Origin of the sequence: Armatimonas rosea (assembly GCF_014202505.1) — a bacterium.
Classification (GTDB): Bacteria; Armatimonadota; Armatimonadia; order Armatimonadales; family Armatimonadaceae; genus Armatimonas; species Armatimonas rosea.
On sequence record NZ_JACHGW010000001.1, the window covers coordinates 1,392,653 to 1,416,810 of the forward strand.

General features: G+C 63.5%; 28 protein-coding genes and 1 tRNA gene. 19 read left to right on the plus strand and 10 right to left on the minus strand.

Features of this window, described 5'->3' with window-relative positions; genetic code table 11:
- Positions 1-9 precede the first annotated feature (9 nt).
- From HNQ39_RS06455 to ribD, 5 genes are read left to right on the plus strand one after another with little or no spacing between them, the layout of a single operon-like run.
- Positions 10-213, plus strand: a complete 204-nt coding sequence (locus HNQ39_RS06455) for a hypothetical protein (protein ID WP_184193121.1) — start codon at positions 10-12, stop codon at positions 211-213.
- Positions 203-2,179: a protein kinase domain-containing protein gene (locus tag HNQ39_RS06460; protein WP_184193122.1), complete on the plus strand. Its 1,977-nt coding sequence runs from the start codon at positions 203-205 to the stop codon at positions 2,177-2,179. The genes HNQ39_RS06455 and HNQ39_RS06460 overlap by 11 nt, the downstream gene beginning before the upstream one ends.
- A 3-nt stretch (positions 2,180-2,182) precedes the next feature.
- Positions 2,183-2,848, plus strand: a complete 666-nt coding sequence (rpe, locus tag HNQ39_RS06465; RefSeq protein WP_184193123.1) for a ribulose-phosphate 3-epimerase — start codon at positions 2,183-2,185, stop codon at positions 2,846-2,848.
- Positions 2,845-3,219 (plus strand): hypothetical protein, encoded by a 375-nt coding sequence (locus HNQ39_RS06470; RefSeq protein WP_184193124.1) that lies wholly within the window; start codon positions 2,845-2,847, stop codon positions 3,217-3,219. The genes rpe and HNQ39_RS06470 overlap by 4 nt, the downstream gene beginning before the upstream one ends.
- Complete coding sequence (gene ribD, locus HNQ39_RS06475; RefSeq protein ID WP_184193125.1) at positions 3,209-4,333, plus strand: bifunctional diaminohydroxyphosphoribosylaminopyrimidine deaminase/5-amino-6-(5-phosphoribosylamino)uracil reductase RibD; 1,125 nt, start codon at positions 3,209-3,211, stop codon at positions 4,331-4,333. Before HNQ39_RS06470 ends, ribD begins: the two co-directional genes overlap by 11 nt.
- A 94-nt stretch (positions 4,334-4,427) precedes the next feature.
- Here the strand turns inward: ribD and HNQ39_RS06480 are convergent, their stop codons facing one another.
- The 4 genes from HNQ39_RS06480 to pdxS are packed head-to-tail and all read right to left on the minus strand — an operon-like array spanning position 4,428 to position 8,106.
- A complete protein-coding gene (locus HNQ39_RS06480) occupies positions 4,428-5,438 on the minus strand; it encodes a LuxE/PaaK family acyltransferase (RefSeq protein ID WP_184193126.1) in 1,011 nt (336 codons plus the stop codon).
- The gene (locus HNQ39_RS06485) at positions 5,435-6,640 is read right to left on the minus strand and encodes a WD40 repeat domain-containing protein (protein ID WP_184193127.1); all 1,206 of its coding nucleotides are present in this window, start codon (positions 6,638-6,640) and stop codon (positions 5,435-5,437) included. Before HNQ39_RS06485 ends, HNQ39_RS06480 begins: the two co-directional genes overlap by 4 nt.
- Complete coding sequence (gene pdxT, locus HNQ39_RS06490) at positions 6,640-7,206, minus strand: pyridoxal 5'-phosphate synthase glutaminase subunit PdxT (RefSeq protein WP_184193128.1); 567 nt, start codon at positions 7,204-7,206, stop codon at positions 6,640-6,642. Before pdxT ends, HNQ39_RS06485 begins: the two co-directional genes overlap by 1 nt.
- Positions 7,207-7,212: 6 nt before the next feature.
- Positions 7,213-8,106: a pyridoxal 5'-phosphate synthase lyase subunit PdxS gene (gene pdxS / locus HNQ39_RS06495; protein WP_184193129.1), complete on the minus strand. Its 894-nt coding sequence runs from the start codon at positions 8,104-8,106 to the stop codon at positions 7,213-7,215.
- A 97-nt stretch (positions 8,107-8,203) separates the two neighbouring features.
- Between pdxS and HNQ39_RS06500 the strand changes: the two genes are divergently transcribed.
- The 3 genes from HNQ39_RS06500 (at position 8,204) to HNQ39_RS06510 (ending at position 9,755) form a co-directional block, all read left to right on the plus strand.
- Positions 8,204-8,274: transfer RNA gene (locus HNQ39_RS06500), tRNA-Gln, on the plus strand.
- Between the two features lie 86 nt (positions 8,275-8,360).
- Positions 8,361-9,023 (plus strand): prepilin-type N-terminal cleavage/methylation domain-containing protein, encoded by a 663-nt coding sequence (locus tag HNQ39_RS06505; protein ID WP_184193130.1) that lies wholly within the window; start codon positions 8,361-8,363, stop codon positions 9,021-9,023.
- 81 nt (positions 9,024-9,104) lie between these two features.
- On the plus strand, positions 9,105-9,755 hold the full coding sequence (locus HNQ39_RS06510) for a lysophospholipid acyltransferase family protein (protein ID WP_184193131.1): 651 nt from the start codon (positions 9,105-9,107) through the stop codon (positions 9,753-9,755).
- On the opposite strand, the gene HNQ39_RS06515 is transcribed toward HNQ39_RS06510, so the two are convergent.
- A complete protein-coding gene (locus HNQ39_RS06515; protein ID WP_184193132.1) occupies positions 9,752-10,993 on the minus strand; it encodes a hypothetical protein in 1,242 nt (413 codons plus the stop codon). The genes HNQ39_RS06510 and HNQ39_RS06515 overlap by 4 nt on opposite strands.
- A 94-nt stretch (positions 10,994-11,087) precedes the next feature.
- Here HNQ39_RS06515 and HNQ39_RS06520 point away from each other — a divergent pair, with 94 nt between their 5' ends.
- The 3 genes from HNQ39_RS06520 to HNQ39_RS06530 are packed head-to-tail and all read left to right on the plus strand — an operon-like array spanning position 11,088 to position 13,089.
- The gene (locus HNQ39_RS06520; RefSeq protein WP_184193133.1) at positions 11,088-12,194 is read left to right on the plus strand and encodes a hypothetical protein; all 1,107 of its coding nucleotides are present in this window, start codon (positions 11,088-11,090) and stop codon (positions 12,192-12,194) included.
- Positions 12,191-12,640: a hypothetical protein gene (locus HNQ39_RS06525; RefSeq protein ID WP_184193134.1), complete on the plus strand. Its 450-nt coding sequence runs from the start codon at positions 12,191-12,193 to the stop codon at positions 12,638-12,640. The genes HNQ39_RS06520 and HNQ39_RS06525 overlap by 4 nt, the downstream gene beginning before the upstream one ends.
- 11 nt (positions 12,641-12,651) lie before the next feature.
- Positions 12,652-13,089, plus strand: a complete 438-nt coding sequence (locus tag HNQ39_RS06530; protein WP_184193135.1) for a hypothetical protein — start codon at positions 12,652-12,654, stop codon at positions 13,087-13,089.
- On the opposite strand, the gene HNQ39_RS06535 is transcribed toward HNQ39_RS06530, so the two are convergent.
- Positions 13,086-13,706, minus strand: coding sequence for a hypothetical protein (locus HNQ39_RS06535; RefSeq protein ID WP_184193136.1), 621 nt, complete (start codon positions 13,704-13,706; stop codon positions 13,086-13,088). The two genes, HNQ39_RS06530 and HNQ39_RS06535, sit on opposite strands and share 4 nt — an antisense overlap.
- A gap of 95 nt (positions 13,707-13,801) precedes the next feature.
- Here HNQ39_RS06535 and HNQ39_RS06540 point away from each other — a divergent pair, with 95 nt between their 5' ends.
- The gene (locus HNQ39_RS06540) at positions 13,802-14,494 is read left to right on the plus strand and encodes a hypothetical protein (protein WP_184193137.1); all 693 of its coding nucleotides are present in this window, start codon (positions 13,802-13,804) and stop codon (positions 14,492-14,494) included.
- Between the two features lie 12 nt (positions 14,495-14,506).
- Here the strand turns inward: HNQ39_RS06540 and HNQ39_RS06545 are convergent, their stop codons facing one another.
- Genes HNQ39_RS06545 through HNQ39_RS06555 form a run of 3 tightly spaced genes read right to left on the minus strand, consistent with a single transcriptional unit; the run spans position 14,507 to position 16,296 of the window.
- Positions 14,507-15,181, minus strand: a complete 675-nt coding sequence (locus tag HNQ39_RS06545; RefSeq protein ID WP_184193138.1) for a hypothetical protein — start codon at positions 15,179-15,181, stop codon at positions 14,507-14,509.
- Between the two features lie 4 nt (positions 15,182-15,185).
- Complete coding sequence (locus HNQ39_RS06550; RefSeq protein ID WP_184193139.1) at positions 15,186-15,899, minus strand: hypothetical protein; 714 nt, start codon at positions 15,897-15,899, stop codon at positions 15,186-15,188.
- A 4-nt stretch (positions 15,900-15,903) separates the two neighbouring features.
- Positions 15,904-16,296: a winged helix-turn-helix domain-containing protein gene (locus HNQ39_RS06555; RefSeq protein WP_184193140.1), complete on the minus strand. Its 393-nt coding sequence runs from the start codon at positions 16,294-16,296 to the stop codon at positions 15,904-15,906.
- Positions 16,297-16,405: 109 nt separating this feature from the next.
- Here HNQ39_RS06555 and HNQ39_RS06560 point away from each other — a divergent pair, with 109 nt between their 5' ends.
- Genes HNQ39_RS06560 through HNQ39_RS06590 form a run of 7 tightly spaced genes read left to right on the plus strand, consistent with a single transcriptional unit; the run spans position 16,406 to position 22,816 of the window.
- Complete coding sequence (locus HNQ39_RS06560) at positions 16,406-17,107, plus strand: response regulator (RefSeq protein ID WP_184193141.1); 702 nt, start codon at positions 16,406-16,408, stop codon at positions 17,105-17,107.
- Positions 17,104-18,138: an ATP-binding protein gene (locus HNQ39_RS06565; protein ID WP_184193142.1), complete on the plus strand. Its 1,035-nt coding sequence runs from the start codon at positions 17,104-17,106 to the stop codon at positions 18,136-18,138. Before HNQ39_RS06560 ends, HNQ39_RS06565 begins: the two co-directional genes overlap by 4 nt.
- 20 nt (positions 18,139-18,158) lie before the next feature.
- Positions 18,159-19,043 carry a signal peptidase I gene (gene lepB, locus HNQ39_RS29595; RefSeq protein ID WP_221289833.1) on the plus strand — a complete coding sequence of 295 codons (885 nt, stop codon included), beginning with the start codon at positions 18,159-18,161 and terminating at the stop codon, positions 19,041-19,043.
- A 39-nt stretch (positions 19,044-19,082) separates the two neighbouring features.
- Positions 19,083-19,922 carry a signal peptidase I gene (gene lepB, locus HNQ39_RS06575; RefSeq protein ID WP_184193143.1) on the plus strand — a complete coding sequence of 280 codons (840 nt, stop codon included), beginning with the start codon at positions 19,083-19,085 and terminating at the stop codon, positions 19,920-19,922.
- A gap of 25 nt (positions 19,923-19,947) precedes the next feature.
- Positions 19,948-20,877 (plus strand): ABC transporter ATP-binding protein, encoded by a 930-nt coding sequence (locus tag HNQ39_RS06580; protein ID WP_184193144.1) that lies wholly within the window; start codon positions 19,948-19,950, stop codon positions 20,875-20,877.
- Positions 20,874-21,872: an ABC transporter permease gene (locus tag HNQ39_RS06585; protein WP_184193145.1), complete on the plus strand. Its 999-nt coding sequence runs from the start codon at positions 20,874-20,876 to the stop codon at positions 21,870-21,872. Before HNQ39_RS06580 ends, HNQ39_RS06585 begins: the two co-directional genes overlap by 4 nt.
- Positions 21,869-22,816 carry an ABC transporter ATP-binding protein gene (locus HNQ39_RS06590; protein ID WP_184193146.1) on the plus strand — a complete coding sequence of 316 codons (948 nt, stop codon included), beginning with the start codon at positions 21,869-21,871 and terminating at the stop codon, positions 22,814-22,816. Before HNQ39_RS06585 ends, HNQ39_RS06590 begins: the two co-directional genes overlap by 4 nt.
- On the opposite strand, the gene HNQ39_RS06595 is transcribed toward HNQ39_RS06590, so the two are convergent.
- On the minus strand, positions 22,813-24,075 hold the full coding sequence (locus tag HNQ39_RS06595; RefSeq protein ID WP_184193147.1) for a hypothetical protein: 1,263 nt from the start codon (positions 24,073-24,075) through the stop codon (positions 22,813-22,815). The two genes, HNQ39_RS06590 and HNQ39_RS06595, sit on opposite strands and share 4 nt — an antisense overlap.
- Between the last annotated feature and the right edge of the window lie 83 nt (positions 24,076-24,158).

Consider the following 24,158-nt stretch of genomic DNA (forward strand, 5'->3'; position numbering starts at 1 on the left):
GAATCGCAAATGACGAGAGAACAGAGAGTAAAAGAGGGGGCCTGTGCTTGCTGGTTTGTCGTGGTAGCTCTGGCTTTTTTTGCCCCGGCTCTACAGCTCCGCTTGCCGATGGGAGCACTGACCGCTCTCTATAGCATCCTCCTCATGGGAGGCACCATTGCTCTGGTGCTCCCTATTGCCCGCCAGAAGGGAAAGAACAACCGTGTCGAGTGAAGAGCCGCTGGGCGCTGAGGGGCGTTCCAAAGATAAAGACCGTGTGCGCCTGATCAACCGTATCGTTGGAAAACGCTACGAGGTGCTGGAGTGTGTGGGAGAGGGGCCGGTTCTAACCGCCTTTCGCTCCCGTGACCAGCAGCTCAACCGGATTGTCGCACTCAAGACTCTGCGCTCCGAGCTCCAGGATCGTCCTGCGCTTCTTGAGGCTCTCCGGGCAGGCTTCTCCGAGGTTCTCACTCTAAACCATGCCGCGATTACGCGTGCCTACGATGTGGGGAGCGACTCCGAGGGGATTGCTCTGTACTACGCGGAGGAGTTTGTGCGTGGGATCGACTTAAAAGAGCGCATTCGACGAGCGGCACCCTTCCAGCTCACGAGCGCGGTCGATGTGGCTATCACGGCCTCGGAGGCGCTGGAGTACTCCCATGGGCATGGGATCGCCCACGGGGATCTCTGTCCGCAGAACATCTTAATTGGGCCCGAGGGACAGGTTAAGGTCACCGGCTTTGGGATCGCGCCTACCTACACACAGCTCGTGGGCGAGGATACCAGCCTCTTAATGCGGATCGTTCCCTATGCCGCTCCCGATCTGGCGACCAGTACCATGCCCACCGCGTCTGGCGATCTCTACGCTCTGGCAGTGGTTCTCTTTGAGATGCTGACCGGTGAGCTTCCCTTCCGTGGGGACAATCCCGTGACCATCGCACTGCGCCATGCCCAAGAGGCCCCGCCTGCGCCTCGCTCCCTCAACCAAGCAATCCCGCGCGCCTTGGAGGGGATCATCCTCAAGGGCCTCGCCAAGCGCCCGCAGGACCGCTACCACAGCGCCACGGAGCTCCTGGAAGACCTGCGCAAGGTGCGAGAGGCGCTGCGCTTTGGTCGCTCCCTTGCCTGGTCACCGCTGGAGGTTCAGGAGCAGGCCCCAGAGCCTCGCTCTGCCGAGGAGGCACCCGCTTCTCCGGTGAGCGTCATGCCGGTTGCGGCGGCCCCTCAGCCGGAGACAGGCCCTCGTGTCTCCAAGCCCGTCTCTCCGGAAGCGCCTGCGCCTACCGGCAAGAAGCTGCGAAAGGTGGCTCCCGACGACGACGAGGCCCCGCTCCCGCCACGCCGCACAGGTGGGGTGCTCTTGGCGATCAACTTGCTCCTGCTCCTGGCGCTTGTGGGGTCCGGGGCAGTGGTCTTTAACTGGATCCGTCCGTTCTTAAGTCCCGCAAACGAGGTCATTATCCCGGAGCTTCGTGGCAAGACCCTCACCGAGGCCAAGGCGATCGCCAATGAGCGGCGCTTCAAGCTGGTTGCCGAGGAAGGGGAGTTTCGCGACGACAAGCCGGCGGGGGTTATCTACGACCAGAAAGAGCTCGCCGACGGTAAGAAGAGCATTGTCGAGGGCAAAGAGATCTACGTGAAGGTCTCCCGCGGCCCCGAGATGGTGCTCGTCCCCAATGTGGAGGAGACAACCCTCGATAAGGCGCAGAAAGACCTCGAGAAAGCCGGCCTGAAGATTGGGGAGACAACCCGGCGCTTTGATCCCATCACGCCCAATGGGGTTGTTCTCCAGCAGCTCCCCCGTGGGGATGGCTCCGAGCGGCGTGCCCGCGGAACCAAGATCGATCTTGTGGTCTCAAAAGGCCCCGAGCCCGAGCCCACTCCTGAGCCGACACCGCCTCCGACACCTGAGCCGCGCACTCCGACAGGCACCGGGGACGGAGTGGGGCTTCCCGACCCAGAGGACACCCGCCAGCGTACCTTCCGTGTGCCCTACAAGGTGCCCCAAGACGGTCAGCCGCACCATATCGTGATCCAGATCGAGGACTCCGAGGGGACCCACACGGGCTACGAGAAGAACCACGAGCCTGGTCAGAGCCTGACTGCGGAGGTCACCGGAATAGGGCGGCCCATCACGATCAAGCTCTACGACAACGACGATCTCCGGGCGCAGACAACCCCGGTCAAGGGGAAGTAGCCCGTGGGAGTCTTACTGGCACCGTCGCTCTTGGCCGCCGACCACGCCCGGTTTGGTGAGCAGGCCCAGGCGGCACTGGCTACCGGGGAGCACTGGCTCCATGTGGATGTCATGGATGGCCGCTTTGTGCCCAACCTGACTTTTGGAGCAGAGGTAGTCCGGGCGCTCAAGCCGCTCTGCCCGGAAGCGGTCTTTGATGTGCATCTGATGGTGGTCGAGCCGGAGCGCTATATCGAGCCCTTTGTCGCCGCCGGTGCCCACGCGATCACGGTCCACCAAGAGGCCACTCCCCATCTCCAGCGCACCCTCGCCGCGATCCGTGAGGCGGGCTGTCTGGCAGGAGTCGCTCTCAACCCCGCAACCCCGCCGGAGACCCTGCGCTATGTCTTGGGCGATCTGGATCTGGTGCTGGTCATGACGGTCAACCCGGGCTTTGGGGGGCAGGCATTTCTACCTAGCGCCGCTCGAAAAGTCGGGGAGCTGGCCCAGCTCCGCACCGAGGCGGGGGCGAGCTTTAAGATCAGTGTGGATGGCAGTGTGAATGTCAAGACCGCGGCGGGGCTGGCCCGCGATGGGGCGGATGTGCTGGTCGCGGGCTCCGCGATCTTCAATCATCCCGAGGGCGTGGCGGCCGGTGTGGCCGCGCTGCGTGAGGTGCTGGGGCCATGATAAGCGTAAGCCTAGTCTTTGGAGTCCTCCTCGCGATCACGGTGGGGCTGACGATCTTTTTCTACTCCAAGGGCTATGGCGCGCTCTCGCCACGCTCACGGCTCTTTCGGACGGCGGGAATGGCGCTGCTTTGCCTGCTCCTGGCGCTGGCGCTGATCTTTGTGGGGCGTGATTTTGTGGGGCGGGTGGGTGCGCTCCAGAAGCTGATGCTCCTGATCTCGCTCTATGGGCTCGGGGTGAGCCTGGTCTGTATCGCCCTTCTGGATGCACTGGAGTCGTTTGTGGCGATGCGCAAGGCGGAGCGCCAGGTGATCCAGCAGGTGATAGACAATGTCGCCGAAGAGGCGCAGAAGCAGCGCAATGCCCAGTGACCCCGATGTTTTCTGGATGCGGCGTGCCCTGCGCCTCACTAATCGGGAGAAGACCCACCCCAGCCCCGCCGTCGGTGCGGTGATCGTCAAAGACGGTACGCTGATCAGCGAGGGCTGGACCTACCACACCGAAAAAGTCCATGCCGAGGCGATGGCGCTTGCACGGGCGGGGGAGCGAGCACGCGGCGCGACTCTCTACACAACTCTAGAGCCCTGCTCGCACTGGCAGCGCCCCGATGGCTCCCCGCGCGTCCCCTGCACCCACCACTGTATCGAGGCCGGAATCACGCGGGTCGTCGCCGCAACTCTCGATCCCAACCCCCAGGTGAGCGGTGACGGTTTCGCCCAGCTCCAGGCCGCTGGGATCGAGCTGACCATCGGTGTGTGCGAGGACGCAGCTATCGACGCGCACCGGGCGTTTCTGAAGCACCAGCGCACGGGCCTGCCCTTTGTGACCCACAAGGCGGCTATGACCCTGGATGGCAAGCTCGCTGCAAGCCACACCGCGCCCCTGGCAATCACCAGCGCACCCGCCCGACGTGTGGTCCACAAGCTCCGCGCTCAGGCCGATGCGGTGCTCGTGGGGGTGGGAACGGTCCTCGCTGACGACCCCGAGCTGACGGTGCGCCTGGTGCGCGGTACCAACCCCACCCCTGTAATCTTCGACTCTCAGCTCCGCACGCCCAAGACCGCGCGCCTCAACCGCCCCGGCACGCTGATTCTGACCTGCCAAGCGCAAAAGCCGGGCTGGGACGCCGAGCTGGTCACACTTCCCGCCGATAGCTCGGGCCGTGTCGCCGTTCTTCCCGCCCTGCAATTTCTCGCCGAGCGCGGCTTGCTGGAGCTCCTCCTGGAGTCCGGCGGTGCCCTCGCGGCGGCCTTCTGGCAAGCACAAGCCGTGGATCGAGCGCTGTTTTTTATCGCCCCCAAGCTGATCGGCGGTGCCCACGCCCCAACGCCGCTCGACGGCCCCGGTCTATCTGCGCCTATCGAGCTCCAGAACCTCCGCGTCCGCCGCTACGGCCCGGATGTGGCGCTTTTAGCCTCCCCCAGCTCGCACCGCTCGCTACCCCCTCCGGCAATCGCTCGTTCCTCGCTGCGAAGGGGGACGTAGTCACGAGACCAGCGGCGCGTTTTACCCCCTTCGCGAAGCCGGAGGGGGTAGCGAGCGGTGCGAGCTGGGGGAGGCTAAAAGCGCTGGGCGGGGGCTACTCCGCCAGCAGGGAGCACCCACGCAACACGGCACCAGGTGCACGGCCCAAGAGCTGAAAGCCTCCGCGCTCGTCCCATACTCCCATGTCCTCGGTCTGGATCGCAAGGACGGAGTTGTAGTTCGCCAGATCGTAGTGAGCCAGAAGACCCGGCTGACCCGGAGCGGTGTCGTTGCCGGTGACGGGATCGAGGATGCGGGTGCGTAGCCACGGCGGGGCGAGCTTGGGGCCATCGACCCCCTGGCTGTAGAACTGGCTCGCCAGCTCGCTCATCCCGTACTCCGAGAAGCAGTGCGCCGGCGCAACGCCCAGGCGCTCCGCAAAGAGCGCGTAGAGCTCGGATTTCTCGACTTCTCGGCTCCGCCCCTTGAAGCCTCCCGTCTCGATCACCAGAGAGCTCTCGTCGAGAGAAAAGTGCTCGCCTGGTGTGGCATCGAAGTAGTTGACAAAGGCGAAGGCAGTCCCAAAGACGGTGCAGGGAGTCGCGAGGCTTGAGAGCGTGCTTTGCAGCTGCGAGGTGCTACTCTCCCCCCAGATAAACTCGGCCCCGAGGGTCTCTAGCATAAACGAGAGCGACGAGTGGGGGGCCAGGTCGGGCGGGGGCATGAGCGCAAGGAGCGGCTGGCTTGGGAAGTGGCGCTCGTAGCCTGCGAGCAGTGAGGTTTTGTAGAGCTCCAGGGCCTCCGCGCTCATAAAGTGCCGACTGGTCTCGCTACCCGTGGTCCCCGACGAGTGAAAGACAACGGGGCACTCGCTCTCGGGGACGCAGGTGAGGGCGAAGCGCTTGAAAGCGGCGGCGGGGGCGGCGGGGATGTCCTGCCAGCGCTCAACGGTGGCGGGCGTCTGACCACGGCCGTTGCAGAAGCGCTGGTAGGGAAGGTTGTGGGCGTACTGGTAGGCAAAGAGCCGCAGCGCGAGAGATTCAAAGACAGCTCCCCCACTCGTGGGGGCGGGGGGGGCTTGGGCGGAGGGGGCGATAAACGCGGCGATATCTTGGGCTAGGCTCATGGGAGGGCCTCGTAGAGGGTGATCGTGCCATCGGTGCGAACCAGGAGCAGGAAGGCACCGTCGGGGCTGGTGAGGACTTTCTCGATAGGGGCATGGTTCTCCAGCGCGAGCCGCCAGCGGGTCTTGCCGTCGCCGTCGAGGACAAAGAGCGCCCGGTCGCCATCGAGGACGGTCACCCGCTCGCCCTGGGCCGAGAGCGCGGCGAGCTGAGGCGAGAAGAAGCGCCCGCCTTTCTCGTCGCCGCGGGGCGACCCATCGCGGTTGAGCAGGACCAGGTGCGCCTCGCCGCCGCGCTGGGTGGTGGAGAGGTAGGTTAGCGCGACCCGCTGGCCATCGGCGGAGACCTGGGCCCGTGCGCGGGTGCCGGGAATGCGCTTCTCCCAGAGCCGCATCCCCGACTCCATATCGTAGCCCGCCAGCTGGAGGTCTTGCTCGGAGCGCCGGGCACCGTGGCCGGAGAGACTAATGGCGGTGGCACCGTCGGCGGAGACCTGGACCTCTTGCCAGCGGGCGGGGTTGGGGTCGCCATACGCCCAGCCCCCGAGTCGTCGCACGCCGGCCGGGAGCCACGTTCCCAGGACAGCGGACGAGCCATCCGTGGAGAGAGCCAGGGTCTCGGGGAGGGCGCTGAGCTTCCAGGTGACCGGGGGCTGGCTGGTCAGGAGGGAGGTCGCGAGGATCAGGTTGGCTCCCGTCCCAAAGAACGCGCGGCTCCCATCGGGGGTGGCGGCGATACTCCAGAGCGTGCCGGGGAGCTCAAAGGCATCTGCCTGGCCCGTGCGGGCATTGAGCAGCCAAGCCTTCTTCACCTGCGGGTTGTGCACCGCCCCGACCAGCACGCGCCCTCCCCGCACCGCCACCACGGTATTGGCCAGCAAGAGAGGCTGGCTACTCCAGAGGCGCATCCCATTGTGGGGCGTGAGGAGCTGGACTTGGTGGAGCGAGTCGAGGAGCGCGACCTGGCCATCTGGGGAGAGGCTGAGCGCGAGGGGGCGCGGCAGCATGCGGCTCCAGCGCTCTTTCCAGCGCGGGCGGCTATCCCCGGCGAGCGGCTCGGTGTCCAGCGCCGGGATGGGGGAGGGACGGGGCTGCAGGGGCGGTTTGCTGGGGAGCTGGCGGCCCTGTCCCATCCCTGTCCCCAGCACGAGACCAAGCAGGGCGAGAGTCGCCAGGTACCGCAAGGGCGTACCGTGGAGAGGCATTAGGTACTCTCGATAAAGGCACGGTGGAGTGTTGGGTCGTCGGTGAGCTCTGGGTGGAACGCCGATGCCAGGAGCTTGCCTTGCCGCACGAGCACGACCCGGTCTTGGTAGCGGGCTAGCACCTCGACACCCTCGCCCACCTCGCTCACAAACGGAGCGCGGATAAATACCCCGCGCACGGTGCCGAAGCTGGTCTCGATATCGGTCTCAAACGAGTCGATCTGCCGCCCGAAGGCATTGCGCTCGACCGCGATATCCATCAGGCCCAGCAGGGGCTGGCCACCCCGTTTCTCCCCGGCGGTGATGCGCTGCGCCAGGACAATCATCCCCGCGCAGGTTCCCCAGATCGGCTTGCCAAATGCCTTGAGAGCCGTGTCCATGCCAAAGCGTGCCATGAGGTGCCCCATGGTGGTGCTCTCGCCGCCGGGGATGATCAGGCCGTCGGCGGTCGCGAGTTCCTCGGGGGTACGTACCTCAAAGCCCAGCCCACCCGCCGCGTGGACCGCTTTGAGGTGGGCTTCGTAGTCGCCTTGCAGGGCAAGGACACCGATTCGCTTGGTTGCCACAGACACCTACCAGCCGCGCGTCGCGAGCAGCTCGCTGTCCTTGAGGGTGCGGATATCGATCCCGACCATCGGCTCTCCCAGGTTCTCGGAGATCTCGGCGAGCTTGGCGTAGTCTTTGTGGAAGGTGACCGCATCGACAATGCGCTTGGCGCGCTCGGCGGGGTCGCCAGACTTGAAGATACCGCTGCCCACAAAGACCGTCTCCGCGCCCAGGTGCATCATCAGAGCGGCATCGGCGGGGGTGGCGACTCCACCCGCGGAGAAGTTGGGCACGGGAAGGCGCCCGGTCTTTGCCACTTGCAGCACGAGCTCGTAGGGGGCCTGGAGCTCCTTGGCCTCGGTCATCAGCTCGGCTTCGTCCATGGAGGCGATCTTGCGAATCCCGCCCATCAGCGAGCGCATGTGGCGCACGGCCTCGACCACGTTGCCGGTCCCGGCCTCGCCCTTGGTGCGGATCATCGCCGCGCCCTCCCCGATACGGCGCAGGGCCTCGCCTAGATTGCGGCACCCACAGACAAAGGGCACGGAGAAGTCGTGCTTGTGGATATGGAACTGCTCGTCGGCGGGGGTAAGCACCTCGGACTCGTCGATAAAGTCCACGCCGAGTGCCTCTAGGATGCGCGCCTCGATAATATGCCCGATACGTGCTTTTGCCATCACGGGGATGGTGACAGCGGCCATGATCTCTTTGATCATGCGCGGGTCGCTCATACGCGCCACGCCACCGTCTTTGCGGATATCGGCGGGGACACGCTCTAGTGCCATCACCGCCACCGCGCCCGCCTCTTGTGCGATCACGGCCTGCTCCACGTTCACGACGTCCATAATCACGCCGCCCTTGAGCATCTCCGCCAGCCCGACCTTTGTACTCCAGGTGGACTTCTCAGTTATCTCTGCCATTATTTTTAAAAACCTCGTTCTTGATTCTACCGCGCTGGATACAACACAATCAACCGTGGTATAATTCCAGCGCTTTCCTGAGAAAGTCAGAGAGCACTCCCGGGTCGTTCAACGGCAGGACAGAGGTTTTTGGTGCCTTTAATTGGGGTTCGAATCCCTGCCCGGGAATTTCGCTTTTGGCACTGTTGCCAGCTCCTCGGAAAAAAATCGGCTCCCACAGTAACGGAACTGTTCCCAATGACGTTTTAGTAGCTATGAACACACGTCGCCCCTTCACGCTCATTGAGCTTCTCGTGGTCATTGCCATTATCGCGATCCTGGCTGCCATTCTCTTCCCGGTCTTTGCCACGGCACGCGGGCAGGCGCGCAAGACGGCGTGTCTGTCCAACTTGCGGCAGATCGGGATGGCGAACCTGATGTACGCCCAAGACAACGACGACTTTCCGGTCTGGGGCGGCGATCCTCCCGACCTCAACGGCGATGCGTGGAGTGGAAACTTGGATGTGGCGAACATGCGGCCCCAGCACGAGGTTCTGATGCCCTACATGAAGAGCAAAGAGATCTGGCGCTGCCCCGCGGATGGAGGTTTTGATTTTTGCGGCCCCTACGAAGGGACCTACCTGCCGTCGCACCCGAGCAGCTATCAGAAGTGGGGCTCCAGCTACATCACCCGCACCGAGCTGATTTTATTGAAAAAGCCGATCTCCAGCATGGAGGCCGTGACCACGGATGGCAAGACGGTCGGCTCCGCGGGGATCGGGTTGTTTTTCGATGCGGTCGGTTACTGGCACGGGAGCAAGCCGCTACTAGGAGAGAACACGACCAACTACCGCAATAATGTCTCGTTCCTCGACGGCCATGCCAAGAGCCTGATCAATGCGGACTACCTCAACCTCTGGAGCCTGCGGGTTCAATAGGAAAGCCTCGACGGAGATCGTCCCAAAATATGAGACTTCTGGCCCCTTGTCAGAAAGGGGTGCTCCCCCTAAAATTGGCTCATGGGATATCGGCTCTTGCTGGCGCTCTGTCAGAGCATCGTGCGCCTGATTCTGGCAACCCATGGGGGCTTGCGGGTGGAGGGCGCGGCGCGGGTGCCGCGCACGGGCGGGGTCTTGCTGTGCCCCAACCATATCTGTGACCTCGATCCCCCGACGGTCGGTGTGGCGACGACGCGTCCGGCGTGGTTCATGGCCAAGTCCGAGCTCTTCTCGATGCGCTTCTTCTCCTGGCTCCTGCCGCGCCTGCACGCCTTCCCGGTCAAGCGCGACTCCGCCGACCGCGCTGCCCTCACACGCGCCGAGGAGCTCCTCAAGGCGGGCGAGGCGGTCGTGATCTTCCCCGAGGGCGGCGGCAACGAGGCGGGGACGCTCCAGCCGCTGCATCCGGGGGCGCTCCTGGTGGCCCTGCGCGCAAAAGTCCCTGTGGTTCCTGTGGCGCTGATCAACACCAACAAAGTGCTCCCCTACGGCCACATCAAGCTGCGCAAGTCCCCGGTGCCGGTCACCGTGATCTTTGGCGAGCCGCTCGACCTCTCCGACCTCTATGGCAAGAAAGGCGGGATCGAGGAGGCCACCCGCCGCCTCACCGAGCGCCTCGCGGCCATGCTAGGCCAGCCCGTCCCCGAAGGCAAGCCCCAAAAGCACGACTAGCGCTTGCGGCGGCGCTTCGTCGGGAGAACGAGGTAGATCACAGCTCCGATGATGCTGCCCCAGAAAAGCACAAAAACTCCCATTGCTCCGTAGCGCATCAGCCAGTTTCCGAAGTTGGCACTGGCTTCCTTGTGCCAGGGAATATCCAGTGATGGTGCCGGGGAGTCTTGGTAGCCGTCCCAGAAGTGTGGGTCGGTGTCCGGGTGGCGGCCTGCTTTGAAGCGCGCCTCCATAAACGCCGTGCGTGCGGCTTGCCACGTCTCCGCCGCGGCGCGCAGCTCCTTGAACTTGGTGGCGACATTGTCTTGGTTGGTAATGCCAAGCCAGTGGCGTGAGGCTGGTGTGATGAGATAATCCTCACCACTGCGGTGGGGAGCCTCGGGGAGCTTGGCCCCCTCAAAGAGCGACTTCTTCCCCACGCGAATCAGCTCACGGCACCGTAGCTCCGCGAGATAGGCGACTTTGGCATCGCCGCGCTTGTTGAGCTGTCCGGCCAGCGCCCCAAAGACATCGACACTCTCCCAGGCATTGCCCAGGACCACCAGCCCTGCCAGCCCCAGGAGTGTCTTGTCTGGTGTACTAGTGAGGGTTGCCGGCTCGCGCAGGTTGCCGGAGGGGGCATTGCGGTGGATAAAATAGGCCAGGCTCTGCTTCGTGCGCTCTTTGAGAATCCAGTCCATCGCCTGCAGCTGGGCGGCCTCGCGGCCAAAGTGGGCATCGGGCTTGAGCGCAATGGCCTTGGCGATCTCGGCGCGCGCCTGCTCCAGCTCCCCGATCCGCTCCTCTTTGGCACCGTCGCGGAGCCAGCGGTGGGCGCGAAAGGTCCCCGCGTTGGCGAAGTAGCGGTAGAGCGCCTCGGTATCGCTGGCGGGGATGCGAGGGCGCTTCTTCTCGATCCAAGCCAGCGCCTCGCCACTCTTGCCAAGCTTGTCGTAGGCAACCGAGATATCATCATAGAGGGGAAGTTGCTTGGGGTCTGTCGCCAGCTCTCTCTGGCAGCGCTCGATCCGAAGCTGGTAGTAGAGCGCCGGGTTGCGGGGGAAGCGCCCGACAATCACCTCCACGATTCCGGGGATATCGGGTGCCTCGCGCGATGCTCCCGGGCGTGCAATCGGGAGCTGCTTTGCCTCGAAGGCCAGGGCGTCAGAGTCTCTATCGTTGAGGCAGGCGTGGGCAGAGAGCGGCGTCAGAGCCAGGAAGGCAACGGCGACTTTTGCGGCAAGTGTGGCGTTTCTCATAGTGTTTCAGGACGTCGTTTCGGGGGCGGGGGTTACGCTTGGGATGCAACTTTTCGGGGTAAACTGACACGTATAGAGTATGAGGTTTCACAAGATGACAAATTCAATGCGCTTTGGAGTTCTAGGGCTGGCCACCGTGGGTCTGGCAGGCTGCTCGCAACCGCGTCCCGTGACCATGGCTCCGCCGGTTGCGCCGCCCGCCCCACCCGCGATGACCGCCGGGGCACCCAACAGCAACGAGGTCTACAACTGGCGTGACGTGCCTGCGGGTCAGCAAGTGCCGATCACCCGCGCTGTCTTTGACCAGGGGGGCTACCAGCTCTATGCTGCCTCCGGTGAGACCATTGTGGTGCCGTTTGAGAACCAGAACATGTATGTCATGAAGTTCGGACGAACCAGTGGCGACATGTACTTTGTTAATGATGGCAATACGGCTCCCACTCTGTACATCCGTGAAGGCCAGGGGCTGCAAAATGCGGCGGCACAGGGCGCGCTCTGGTACCCGTTCCCGCAGAACTATGCCTACACCCGCCCCGTCTACATGGGCATTGCACCGTCGTGGACCGACTATGTCGCGATGGGTTGGTACCCGGGGATGCACTACTACGGCGGCTACTACAGCTACAGCCCGTGGCGTGTGGGGCTTGCCTATGCAGCAATGCCGGGGCTGATGATCAATATCGGGGGACGGCCCTACTACGGCTGGAATAGCTACAACTCCTACTACCGTTCCAACCCCGTGAACCGTGTGCTGGTGACCAACCGCAACAGCTTTAATTACTCGTCGGTGGGGCGCCGCAGTGCCTCGATGGGCAGCTCGTTTGGGCGCTCGTCGGGAGGCTCTGGCTCCTTTGGCCGCACCTCTGCCGGCCGCACCTCAGGCGGAGGCTTTAGCGCCTCCCGCCCGAGCTTTGGCAGTGGCTCCCGGCCCACGGGGAGCTTCGGGGGCGGAAGCTCTGCCAGTCGCCCTAGCTTTGGTAGTGGGAGCTCATCGGGGTCCCGGCCCAGCTTTGGGGGCGGGAGCTCGTCGGGGTCTCGCCCTAGCTTCGGGGGGAGTAGCTCGGGAAGCCGCCCTAGCTTCGGCAGTGGGAGCTCAGGGTTCTCCAGTAGCCGCCCCAGCTTTGGCGGGAGCTTTGGGCGCTCCAGCGGGAGCTCGTTTGGCGGCGGTCGTAGCAGCTTTGGAGGAGGACGTCGTCGTTGAGAAATGAGCTGATCTTCCAAACCGGCGGCGACTGGGACTCCACCAGCCTGATCAACAACGGCTACACGGTCGAGGCGGCCCAGCTCTATATCGAGCTTCGCGCCGGCCGCGACGACTGGGGCGATGAGGTGCATGGGGGAATCTGGGAGGGGGCGGATCTCACCGCCCTGATCCGCCCCGCGGATAACCCGGACCTGCCCTTTGATATCTTCCCCGGCCGCATCACCATGGAGTTCCCTGGCTACACCATTGTCATGGAGAACCTGCACCCCGCGGTGGACATGCGCCACCTGCGTGTCTGGTTCAACGGCGATGACATCACCGACCGTGTGGTGGATATTGTTGTGGATATCAACGCGGTCGATAACTTTGTCCAGGCCTATGCCAGTGTCTATAAGTCCCGCTTCTTGCTGCGCGACGAAGTGATCACACACAGTATTTTGTAGAAAGAACGAACATGTCAACTCGACCTGCTGCCGCCCAGGTAGCCTCCTTAGACACCAACCTCACCTGGATCGCCTACGAGTCGGATAGCGCCGATGGGCTTCATGTCCTGCACAACGGCCAAGCGATCCTGACGGGCTCGATTGAGAGCCTCTCGGTGGATATCGACTCGGAGAAGGGGACTATCACCGCGATTTTGGTGCGAAAAGAGGGGGGCAATATCAGCCTCTTCCCCGGCTCCGTGGAGATTATCGCTAAGGGCAAGCGCATCTCCCTCTCCGCGGTAAGTGCAACAAGCCTCGAGGGGCTCTACTTTGGCTTGGGGGTCCGCGAGGATGGCACCAGCGACGAAGTACGGGGAGTCAAGGGCCTGCGGGTTGTCTTTACTCCCGGGCTGGCTAGCGCAAAGCTCACCTGGATCGAAGGGGACACTGAAGAAGTGATCTTCTAGGGCTCCTTGCCGCCCAGCTCTTCCAGGCTGAGATGGGCGGCATCCCGAATGCGCTGGCTCGACGACGAGACCGCTAGCTTTCGGGCAATGGGAATCGTTGCTGTGTCGTCGGCGGAGGCTAGCACCAAGAGCGCCGCAACCGTAAACTCCACGGTCGGGTCCTGGTTCTCCGCACTCTGGCGCAGGTAGCGGCGCTGCTCTTCCGTGAGCTGGTGTGCCCGCTCTGTGTCTAGCCGCGGGAGAAGGCGCTCCAGAGCCGCATGGCACTCCACTGCCTCTCGCCCCTGCCACCGGGCAAAGTCCAGGAGCGGCCCCACCGCATCCACCCCCCGCACAGACTCCGCTAGGACTCCCACCTGGTGCCGTGTTGTTCGCCAGAGCCGACGTGCACGCAGGGTGAGGAGCCAGCCGAGAGTCGCCAAGAGCAGTGCCAGAGCTCCCCAAAAAGCTTGGCCCACTGCCAGCAAGAACATCCCCAGAGGAAAGAGCCAGATGCCTGCCTGCCAGTGTCGGAGCTGGGGAGCACACGAGAGAGCTTGCCCTTGAAGAAGCACGAGCTGCTGCTCTGCTGAGAGGTTCTGACAGGCCCAATCTGAGGTATCTCTAAAGCGGATCATCCCTCTCTAATACGCACTTTATGGGGGGAAAAGGGACGCTATTGACAAGGTGGTTTAGCTTTGTTACGATGCGGCTGACAAGGAGTACTTTTATCATGAGTATCTATCGTTTTGGAGCAGGACTGGCCGTCGTGGCCCTCGTAAGCACTGGTGCTTTCGCCCAGCCGCCCGGTGGTGGATTTGGGATGATGCGTGGTAACCAGCCTCTAACTCTCGCGACTGTCCCTGCGGAAGCGCTTGGCACGGAGCTCAAGCTCAGCCCCGAGGTTCAGAAGCAGATCGCGGCGATCCAGAAGAAGGTTCAGGACAAGATGCAGGCAGCCATGCAAGAGCTGCGCGACAGCGGTGGCGCCGGTCCCGAGGCGTTTCAGGAGCTGCAGAAGAAGAACCAGGAAAATAGCAAGAAGGCCGAGACCGAGATCCTCGCCCTGCTCACCGACGACCAGAAGAAGGCCCTTCCCGAGGTGCTCAAGGCGCTCCAGCTCCTGCGCACCGTGGGAATCCCGGTCCAGCTCAGCTCGGCGCTGATGCTCACCGACGTGCAGAAGAAGTCTCTTGCGGAGGTCGCGGCGGCGGTTCAGAAGGATCGCGAGGCCAAGATGAAGGAGATGCAGGAAGCCCGCCAGAACCAGGATCAGGACAAGATGCGCGAGCTCATGCAGGCCATGCGTGGCAATGGGGGAGTCAATCCCAAGGCGCTGGCGATTCTGACTGCGGAGCAGAAGGCCATGGTCGAGAAGTACATCAAGGACCACCCCCAGCCGCAAGGACGGCGCGGTGGGAACTAGGCTCTGGTAGGCCTAAGGGGCTGCCAGGGAGAGAAGATACTCGCTGGCGGCCTCGCGAATCCTCTCGGAAGGGTGGCAGGCGGAGAACTCCTCCGCCTGTGCCCGAAGCTCGGTGTCTTGCAGGGTCGCAAGGACGAGAAGTGCACAGGTAATAAAGTTGGCATCCGCAGTCCGAAAGATCGCACGGCGGAGAAACGCACGCTGTGCGGTGCCCAGGGTCTCGAGCTCCTCAGGACTTCGGTAGGCGAGAAGACGTGTCAGCGCGACAAAGAGTGCCTCTTGGATCTCAAACACAAGGCGATTGGCGCGCTGGGCATTGGGATCGCGGCGGCGGGTGCGCTTGCGTAGCTTGGGCAGGCTCTCCAGCGCCTCCCCGAGCGCAAAGAGCTCCGGGAGCGCGTCTTTGGGGACCTCGGTCAGCGCCTCTAAAACAAGCGCTCCCTGGCGAACCCAGGCGGGGGCGATGTAGCTCTCCAGGCGCAGGGCGATAAGACAGACACCGCCGAGCAGAAACAGGGGGAAGAAGTCCGTGGCGATCAGGCTCAGCGCACCAAGAGTGCCCACCAAGAAAAAAACGCTCAGAGCTGACAAGCCCTGGCGGCGCCGTGCCTCGCGGCGTGTCTGCTGGACATAGTCGGTGAGCAGGGTGGGCAGGGGAACCTGGGTATTGAGGCTCTGGAGGCTCATAGGGTCATCTCAGTATATCGTCGGCCGCCTCCTTCACCTCCGGTGAGCTGGTGGTGAAGCGGTAGGCATGGGCCTGGACGCGGGCACGGCGGTCTCCTGACGCCGCCAGAGTAAAGAGCGCGGCGATCACAAAGCGCTCCTGGCTCTCCAGGCACTCGACCCCACGCAGAGCGTTCAGGCGCAGGACGAGAAAGTCCCGCTCCTCTTGGGTGAGCTGCTGCGCCTCCGCCTGCGTGATCATCGAGAGGCGCAGGGTGAGCGCATCCCAGAGCTCTCTGTCTACCAGCGCCGGGGGATCGAGCGGCGAGTGGTGCGCCAGAAAGAGCAAGGTGGAGAGGTCCTGTGTCTCCCGTGGCTCTAGGGCGAGCCGGCGGAGTATCTCCAAGAGCCGACGTCTAGGGTTTCCGAGCTGTACTCCTTCGTTGTTGAGCATCCTGTAGATCAGGACGCAGAACGCAACACTGCCAAACAGGAAGGCAATGATCTCCCGCGGCAGGTTGCTGACGGTCAGCGAACAAACCAGGGCGAGCGCCGCCAGTCCGCCGAGGAGTGCCAGGACGCTTCGAAGGCGAAACTCGCGTGGCGGAGGTGTCTGGATCCACTCGCGTAGTAGCTCTCGGGCTTCATCGGGGGTGAGCTGAGCCAGACGAGCCTCCCCTTCCGGCGTCCCAAGCTGTGCACGGAGGTTCTCTTTCCAGTCACGCTGCCGCTGCTTCATGGCATCATTCGTGGGGCAGAGCAAAGAGGGCCTCTGCGAGCTGCTGGCCATCGGGGGTGAGGCAGTAGGTCTTGTCCTCTACGGTGGCGATCCCGGCGGCGACCAGCTCACGCAGGTGGTGGTAGAGCGAGCCGGTGGCCAGCCCGACGGTGGCACCGAGCTGTGGGGGGGGCTGGGGGCCGCTCTGGAGGAGTGCCTCGATCAGGCGTGCGCGCTGGACGGGGGTGAAGGCACTGGCGCGCTTGGCGACCTGCTCTGCCGTTCGCGTGGCCCCGAGCGCCGCTACTGTGGGAGATTTCAGGGCCTCAATCTCCCGACGTAGCGAGGCGAGCTCGGCGAGCACCTCGGCGAGCTCGCCCTTGCTTTTTTTACTCTCTTTTCCTGCCTTGCCTGCCATGGAGCTAGTTTAACAGATTTTGTTTTCTTTACCAGATTCCTTTTGGCGAGAAATAAGTTTAACAGAGGCTTAACGCCAGGGGGATGCAATGCGGGATAATAGAGACGCAATGGCAGGAGAAACGATCCTGGTCGTGGACGATGAGCCAACCCTTATCGAAGCGATCCGTTATAACTTAAAGGCGCAGGGATTCAATGTCCTTACCGCGGGGGATGCCGACGAGGCGCTACAGCTCTTTCGGAGCCAGCGCCCGGATCTTATCGTGCTGGATGTGATGTTGCCCTCGGGGAGCGGCTTTGATATCTGTCGCCTGATCCGGCAGCAGGGGGAGCGCGTGCCGATCCTCATGCTCACGGCTCGGATCGCGGAGAGCGACCGGGTGCAGGGGCTGGAGATCGGGGCGGATGACTACGTGGTCAAGCCCTTTGGAATGCGCGAGCTCGTGGCCCGCATCAAGGCCCTCCTGCGGCGCTCCGGCGGCGAGGGGGAGAGCAGTGTGGTGGGACCGCAGCTGGTCTCTGCCGCGCTGGAGCTGGTCGTGGACCTGGAGAAGCACGAGATCACGCTCAAGAGCAAGCCCGTGAAGCTCGCCCGCAAAGAGTACGATCTCCTGGTGCTCCTCACCGCACACCCGGGGCGTGTCTTTGACCGGGCGACACTGCTGGACCGGGTCTGGGGAACGGGCGAGGTGGTCGAGGAGCGCACGGTCGATGTGCATATCCGCTGGCTCCGCGAGAAGATCGAGCCCAATCCCTCGAGCCCAGAGCATCTGCTCACCGTGCGCGGCGTAGGATACAAGTTTCAGCCATGAGTAAGCGCCTAGAGCAGCTCGCGGCCCTGGTCCCCGATGGCCTCCTGCGTGTCAATGAGAGCAATAAGATCATCTACGCCAACGACACCGCCGTGGGCTACCTGACCGCCGATGGCAATACCAAGCGGGTGGTCGGGCGCTCCCTCTTAGAGGCGACCCACCAGCGCTCGCTCGTGGAGCTTGTGGACACGGCACGCGCCACGAAACAACCCCAGGAGACCGAGGTGCGGCTAGTGAACGGTAAAGAGCGCTTTGTCAAGGCCCGTGCGCTAGGGCTCACCGCGGGCGGAGCCATGGTCCTCTTCTCCGACCAGACCGAGCTGACCCGCTTGCGCACGGTACGCACGGAGTTTGTGATCAATGTCTCCCATGAGCTGCGCACCCCGCTGGCGTCGATTCGGGCGATGGCGGAGACCCTACAAGACGGTGCCCTCAACGATGCGGAGGTAAGCGAGAAGTTTTTGGGCAATATCATCCGCGAGGTGGACCGCTTGGTGCGCCTCTCGGAGGACCTGACCTTTCTCGCCCGCGCCGAGACCATGCCCCCCGCCCGAGAGCGCTTCGACCTCGCCGACCTCCTGCTAGATATCGTAGAGCGCCTGGCTACCTACGCGGCCAAGCGAAAGGTGACGGTTCACCTGCCGGAGACCATGCCGTTTCTGGAGATCGAGGCGGACCGGAGCGAGGTGGAGCAGGTCTTTTTTAACTTGGTAGACAATGCGATTAAGTACACGCCCTCCAGTGGGAGGGTCGATGTCACGGTCACACGGGAGAAGGAGAGCATCACGGTGACAATCGCGGATACGGGGATTGGGATCTTGAAAGAGGACCTACCCCGTATCTTTGAGCGGTTCTGGCGCGCCGACCGTGCGCGCCGCTTCCCGGGTGAGGCGGGAACCGCAACAGGGGGAACCGGACTAGGCCTTTCTATCGTAAAGCATATTGTCGAGGCCCACGGAGGAACCATTGTCGCCGATAGCGAATTGGGGAAGGGGTCTCGCTTTACTGTGACACTCCCGCTGGCTAAGTAGGCTTAGCCCCCCTGATCGCTATGAATGAACAACCTGTCCCCCTGACTGACCAGCTCGCCAATATTAGCCCGACTATCGTGGTCGCGGTGATCGCGGGCTTTACGATCCTTCGACTGATGCTCGTGAAGCTCCTCCGGGAAGGCTGGGCACGCACGATCTCCGAGACCTGCGATACGGTCACCTTCGTGCTCGCTCTGGCATTTCTGCTGATCCGTCCCTTTGTGGCCCAGGCGTTCTACATCCCGTCCGAGAGCATGGTGCCGACCCTGGAGATCGGAGACCGGCTGATTGTCGATAAGGTCTCGTTTCGGCTCCATAACCCCAACCGCGGCGATGTGCTGGTCTTTGCCGCGCCCCCTGAGGCAACCGGAAGCGCGACCCTGGAGCAAGACTACATCAAGCGCTGTATCGGCCTCCCCGGCGAGCGGGTTGAGGTGCACGGGGCAAAGCTCAAGATCGGCGACGAGGTCTATGAGTCGCCCGGTGACGATCCCAATGGGCGGACGGCGCAGCAGACCCTGCGCGATAAGCTGGGAATCGACGAGAAAAAATCCGTGCGCTTCTACAAAGACTATGTGCTGGTCGACAAAAAAGAGAAGATTCTCCCCGCCGATATCGCCCGGCAGTTTGGGCAGCCCGGGGCCAAAGTGGAGCTCACCCCCGGCGAGGTGCTGATCAATGGCAAGCCGCTCGACGAGCCCTACATCAACGAGGACCCCGGCTACAACATGACCACGATCCCCAACCAGGAAGACAATGTGATCCCCCCCGGCCACTACTTCATGATGGGCGACAACCGCAACCACTCCGCCGACTCCCATGTCTGGGGCAAGCTGGCACAGTGGCGCATTGTCGGACGGGGAATTGTCACCTTCTGGCCCATTACCCGTATCGGGAAGCTCTAGTCGTGTAACACCCAGGGCTTCTGTAGCGTATCAAGTGCTATGGAAGCTCTGGCTAAACTTGATCTTGTTGGGGTGGTCTTTGCGCTGGCGGCAGTCACCCTTCTTCAGCTCGCTCTGCGCCCAAGCAAGGCTCGCGTTCTTCGCCTTCTTAGCGAGAGCTGTGACTCCGCCCGCTGGGTGCTGGCGGTCTTCTTCTTGCTGATCCGCCCCTTCGGAGCCCAAGCGTTCTATATTCCGTCGCCGTCGATGGTGCCCACCCTGGGAGTCGGGGATAAGCTAGTCGTGGATAAGCTCAGCTACCGCCTGCACGACCCCCAGCGCGGCGATGTGATTGTCTTTGCCGCCCCGGCACGCGCCACCGACGACAACAAAGAGGGGACGGACTTTATCAAGCGCTGCATTGGCCTTCCTGGCGAGACGATCGAGGTGCGTGGCGCACGGCTTCGGGTGGGAGGCGAGACAATCGGCCCCGAAAACACCGACCCCCGTGTCCATCCCGCCGCCGACTACCTCCGCCAGCGCCTGGAGCTTGCCGCCGATACCCCGGTGCGGCTTACCCGCGACGGTGCCTTTGTCAACCACAGCTGGCTCCCCCGAAAGACCCTGGCCCACAAGCTTGGTGTTGCGGAGAGAGCGCTTGTCCTGGAGCCCGGCGAGGTGCGCATCAATGGCAAGCCCCTCGACGAGCCCTATCTCAACGAAGACCCGGGCTACGACATGCCTGTCACACAGATTCCCCCCGGCCACTACTTCATGATGGGCGACAATCGCAATAACTCCGCAGACTCGCACTACTGGGGCCTGCTGGAGCGGGAGCGCATGGTGGGGGTTGCACGGCTTACCTACTTTCCTCTGGGACGCGCCCGGAAACTGCCGTAGTCTCGGGTACAATAGCCCACAACGTATGCCTGATACCATCCCCATCGCCGCTGTCTCGGACCTGACCGTGCGCTACGGTGCCAAGACCGTGCTGGACCAGTTCTCTCTGGAGATTCCCGAGGGCTGTGTGGGGCTCCTTGGCCCCAATGGCGCGGGGAAGACAACCCTCATCAAGACCCTCCTGGGATTTGTGACTCCCCAAGCGGGGCGTGCCCAGGTGATGGGGCTCGATGTGGCCACGCAGGGCAAGAGTATCCGCCAAAAAATCGGGCTGATGCCGGAGCAGGACTGCCATATCCCCGGAATGAACGCTGTGACCTTCGTGGCCTACGCGGGGGAGATGGCAGGGATGCCCCCCGAGCAGGCGATCCGCCGCGCCCACGAGGTGCTGGAGTGGTGTAGCCTGGGGGAGGCGCGCTACCGCAATGTCGAGACCTACTCCACGGGGATGCGGCAGCGGGTGAAGCTGGCACAGGCGCTGGTACACGGTCCCAAGCTCCTCTTTCTCGATGAGCCGACCAATGGCCTCGATCCCGCGGGCCGCGACGAGATGCTGGAGCTGGTGCGCGATGTGAGCCATGGCAAGGGCCTCTCGGTTGTCGTCTGCTCCCACCTGCTCCCCGATATCGAGAAGACCTGCGACACGGTCGTGGTGATGCGCCGCGGCGAGGTGGTGCGCCAAGGGCCGATCGCCACCCTCAAGCAGACCGGCGGCGTCCAGTTTGATGTGGAGCTACGGCTCTTCTCCGACGGCTTTGTGGGCGCGATGCAGGAGCGGGGCGCGAGCCTGGTCTCCCAGCTCGGGAGCTCCTGCCGCTTCGCCCTCCCCGAGACCGAGCCCGCGCCCCACCGCCTGATCTTCGAGGCCGCCGTGGCCTCGGCGGCGCAGGTGCGCGGCTTCCGTCCGGCGGAGCGCAGTCTGGAAGATGTCTTTTTGGAGGCGGTTTCGGGATGAGTACACAGAACCTAATTGCGGATCGCTCGTACCGCAACTACGACGGCCCCATGCGCACGGTCCGGGCGGGCTGGTGGGTGATCGCGCAGTCGGTGATCCGCACCAATATCCGCAAGATTGCCTTCTGGATGCCGGTGCTGATGATTGTCTTGATCCACCTGTTCTATGGGCTGGTGTTCTTCTTCAACCACAACCTGGCCCAGGGCATGCGCGAGACCGGCATGGGAAGCGGGCGCCAGCAGACAACCTTTACCTACGCAAGCTGTATCGCGCTCTGTATCTCGGAGGGCTGGCTCCGCGGGCTGCTGGTCTTTATCCAGGCCCTCGTGATCGGCGCAGGCGCAATCGCGGCGGACAACCAGGCCAATGCGCTCCTGGTCTACCTCTCGCGCCCCCTGACCAAGATAGACTATCTGGTGGGGAAGTGGTTTGGGGTGTTCTTGCTCCTCTGGTGCACGACCGTCATCCCCGCGCTCCTGGTCTATATCTTTCTCTTTAGCAACTACTCCGACGAAGACTTCCTGAAGCTAAACCCCTATCTCCTGCCACGGCTGCTCCTGGCATCGCTCGTGCCGGCGGTGCTGAACGCAAGCCTGGTGATTGGGATCTCGTCGTGGTTTAAGAGCGGGCGTATGGCGGGAGCGACCTACGCGGGCTTCTACTTTGTGGTGGGAATCATCACGTTCGTGGCGGGCTCGGTGATGGCGCGCAATGCCTACCTGAACCAGGACAACGACGATCCCAATGCGAAGACAACGGTCCAGTGGGCGATGACCCTGCGGGATGCCAATGTCGGGGGGATCACGGAGGGGCTGGCGATGAATATCCTGCACGTGAAGCCCCAAGACGATCCCTTTCCCGCGGTGGGGGGACACAAGCGCCGCCTGATGCCGCCGCATACCTGGCCGCTGGTCGCGCTGGGCGGGGCGTTTGTGCTCCTGCCGCTGGCAGCCGCCTACAAGAAGGTACGTGCCGTGGAGATTATCAGCGGATGAGCCAGCCGACAAGTGCTCCCATGATCGCCCTGGAGCGGGTCTCCCGCTGGCACGGGCAGGTGATCGGCCTCAACGATGTCTCGTTCCAGCTCCCCGCTGGGCTGACAGCGCTGCTGGGCCCCAATGGCGCGGGGAAGTCTACCCTGCTCAAGCTGGTCACGGGGCAGCTCAAGCCGCACACCGGGCGTGTGATCGCTATGGGGATGGAGCCTTTTGCCAACCCCACGCTCGCCTCGCACCTGGGCTACTGCCCCGAGATCGACAACTTCTACGAGGAGCTCACCGGCCGCGAGTTCGTGACCCTACTTGCCGCGATGAACGGGATTCAGGGGGCGACCGCCAAGAAGCGGATCCAAGAGGTCATGGAGCAGGTCGGGATGGCGGACCGCTGCGACCGGCGGATTGGCGGCTACTCCAAGGGAATGCGCCAGCGCATCAAGGTGGCGCAGGCCATTGTCCACGACCCGGATATCTTGGTCATGGACGAGCCCCTCAATGGCCTTGACCCCGTGGGGCGCCGCGAGATGGTGGAGCTCATGCAGAGCTTTGCCGCGCGGGGCAAGTGTGTCCTAGTCTCTAGCCATATCCTCTACGAAGTGGAGCAGATCACCGACCGCATCCTCGTGATCTTCAAGGGCCGCGTGCTCGCTCAGGGCAATATCCACGATATCCGCGACCAGATCGACAAGCACCCCCACCACATTCGCATTATCACGGACCGTCCCCGCGAGCTCGCCGCGAACCTGATCTTCCAGCCCTTTGTACTCTCCGCGCGTGTGGACCCCAAGGACGAGAAGCTCATCGAGGTTGAGACCCACCAGCCCGACATCTTCTATGGGGCTCTTCCCAAGATCGCGCTGGCCGGCAACTTCCAGATCGAGCGCTTCCACTCCCCGGACAACAACCTCGAAGCCGTCTTCCGTTATCTCGTCGGTGATGCCTAGCGGGTGAGGCGGCGTGCTGCCATCAAGTAGGCCGTCTCCGCGATACCGCCGAGGGTAAAGGCAAGCGCGGCGAGCGGGAGGGCGGGGAACTTGGCAACGACACCCGCAACCAGCACGAGCACTTGGATTGTCAAGCCTAGCGCCATTCCTCGGTAGATGGGCTGGGTGTGCTGGCGGGCGACCAGCACCCCGCGCACGAACGAGCTAATCGCGGCGATGAGGGGCAGGAGTGCGCCCCAGAGAATGCCTTGACGCACCAGGCTGTGCAGGTCTGCGGGAACGCCCAGGGCGCTGGCGTAGCGCTCGCAGAGGGGCGTGAGCGCGAGAAGCAGTGTGGCAAGCGTGGAGCTAACCCCGATCAAGCTGGCGAAGCGGGAGAGAGTCGCCTCAGGAGTGGTGCCTTTTTTGAGCTGTGCCACCGTGATCTCCTGGACGGCAAAGCCCCAGCCGCGGAGCAGGAGCAGCGCCGAGAACATGACAGGGGCGGCGGCGAGGGTCTGGGTGGCGAAGGGCAGGCGTGCGATCGCCGCGCTCGTGAGGGGCTGCGCCGCGAGTGTCAGGAGCGTGGTCATGGCCAGCGGGGTGTGAAACGCCGCGATTGCCTTCTGGCTCAGCGGGTCATCGTCGGTGTGTGTGGGCAGCGAGCGGATCACCGGGCGGGCAAAGCTGCTGGCCGAGAGTGCCTCGGCGAGCACCCCGACCATGATCGCAATCGCCGCTGTGGCCGCGCCGGAGAGCTTTCCCCAGGCAACCAAAGCGAGAGCGGGCAGGACCACGCTGGCGAGGCGGATCGCGGTGCCGTAGGTCACGAGCGCGGTGCGGCCCTGGCGCACGAGCACGCCCTGGTGGAAGCGTCGCCAGGCAATCGCCGCGCTCCAGAGGAGCATCAGCTGGAGCGGCAGGCGGCTGGCCTCCACAATGGGGGTGGGCTGTCCCAGCAGGCTCAGGCAGATAAAGTCTAGGAGCGGCGTGAAGGCGATTGCCGCGGTCACGATCGTGCAGCCCAGAGCGATTCGCAGCATGAAGGTGCGGAGCGCCAGAAAAGTGTCGGTGTTTTTCACCAGCGCTGTGGCCGTGGCTAGCAGCATGATCACGGGGCTCTCGATCAGCAGGGAGAGCTGCATGGTCAGCCCCCAGGCCGCGAGGTTGGTGGGAATCTGCGGCAGGCGTCCGATCGCCCACTGCACCGACGGCCCCTCCAGCATCATGAGCTCAAAGCTGAGGGCGAGGGGGAGGTAGAGGCGCAAGAGGGGAAGCACGATGCCCATTGTACCGCCCCCTGCCAAGGACTGCGTAAATATCGTGTTACACTGGTAGTTATTGAAAATTATTAATAATTGAC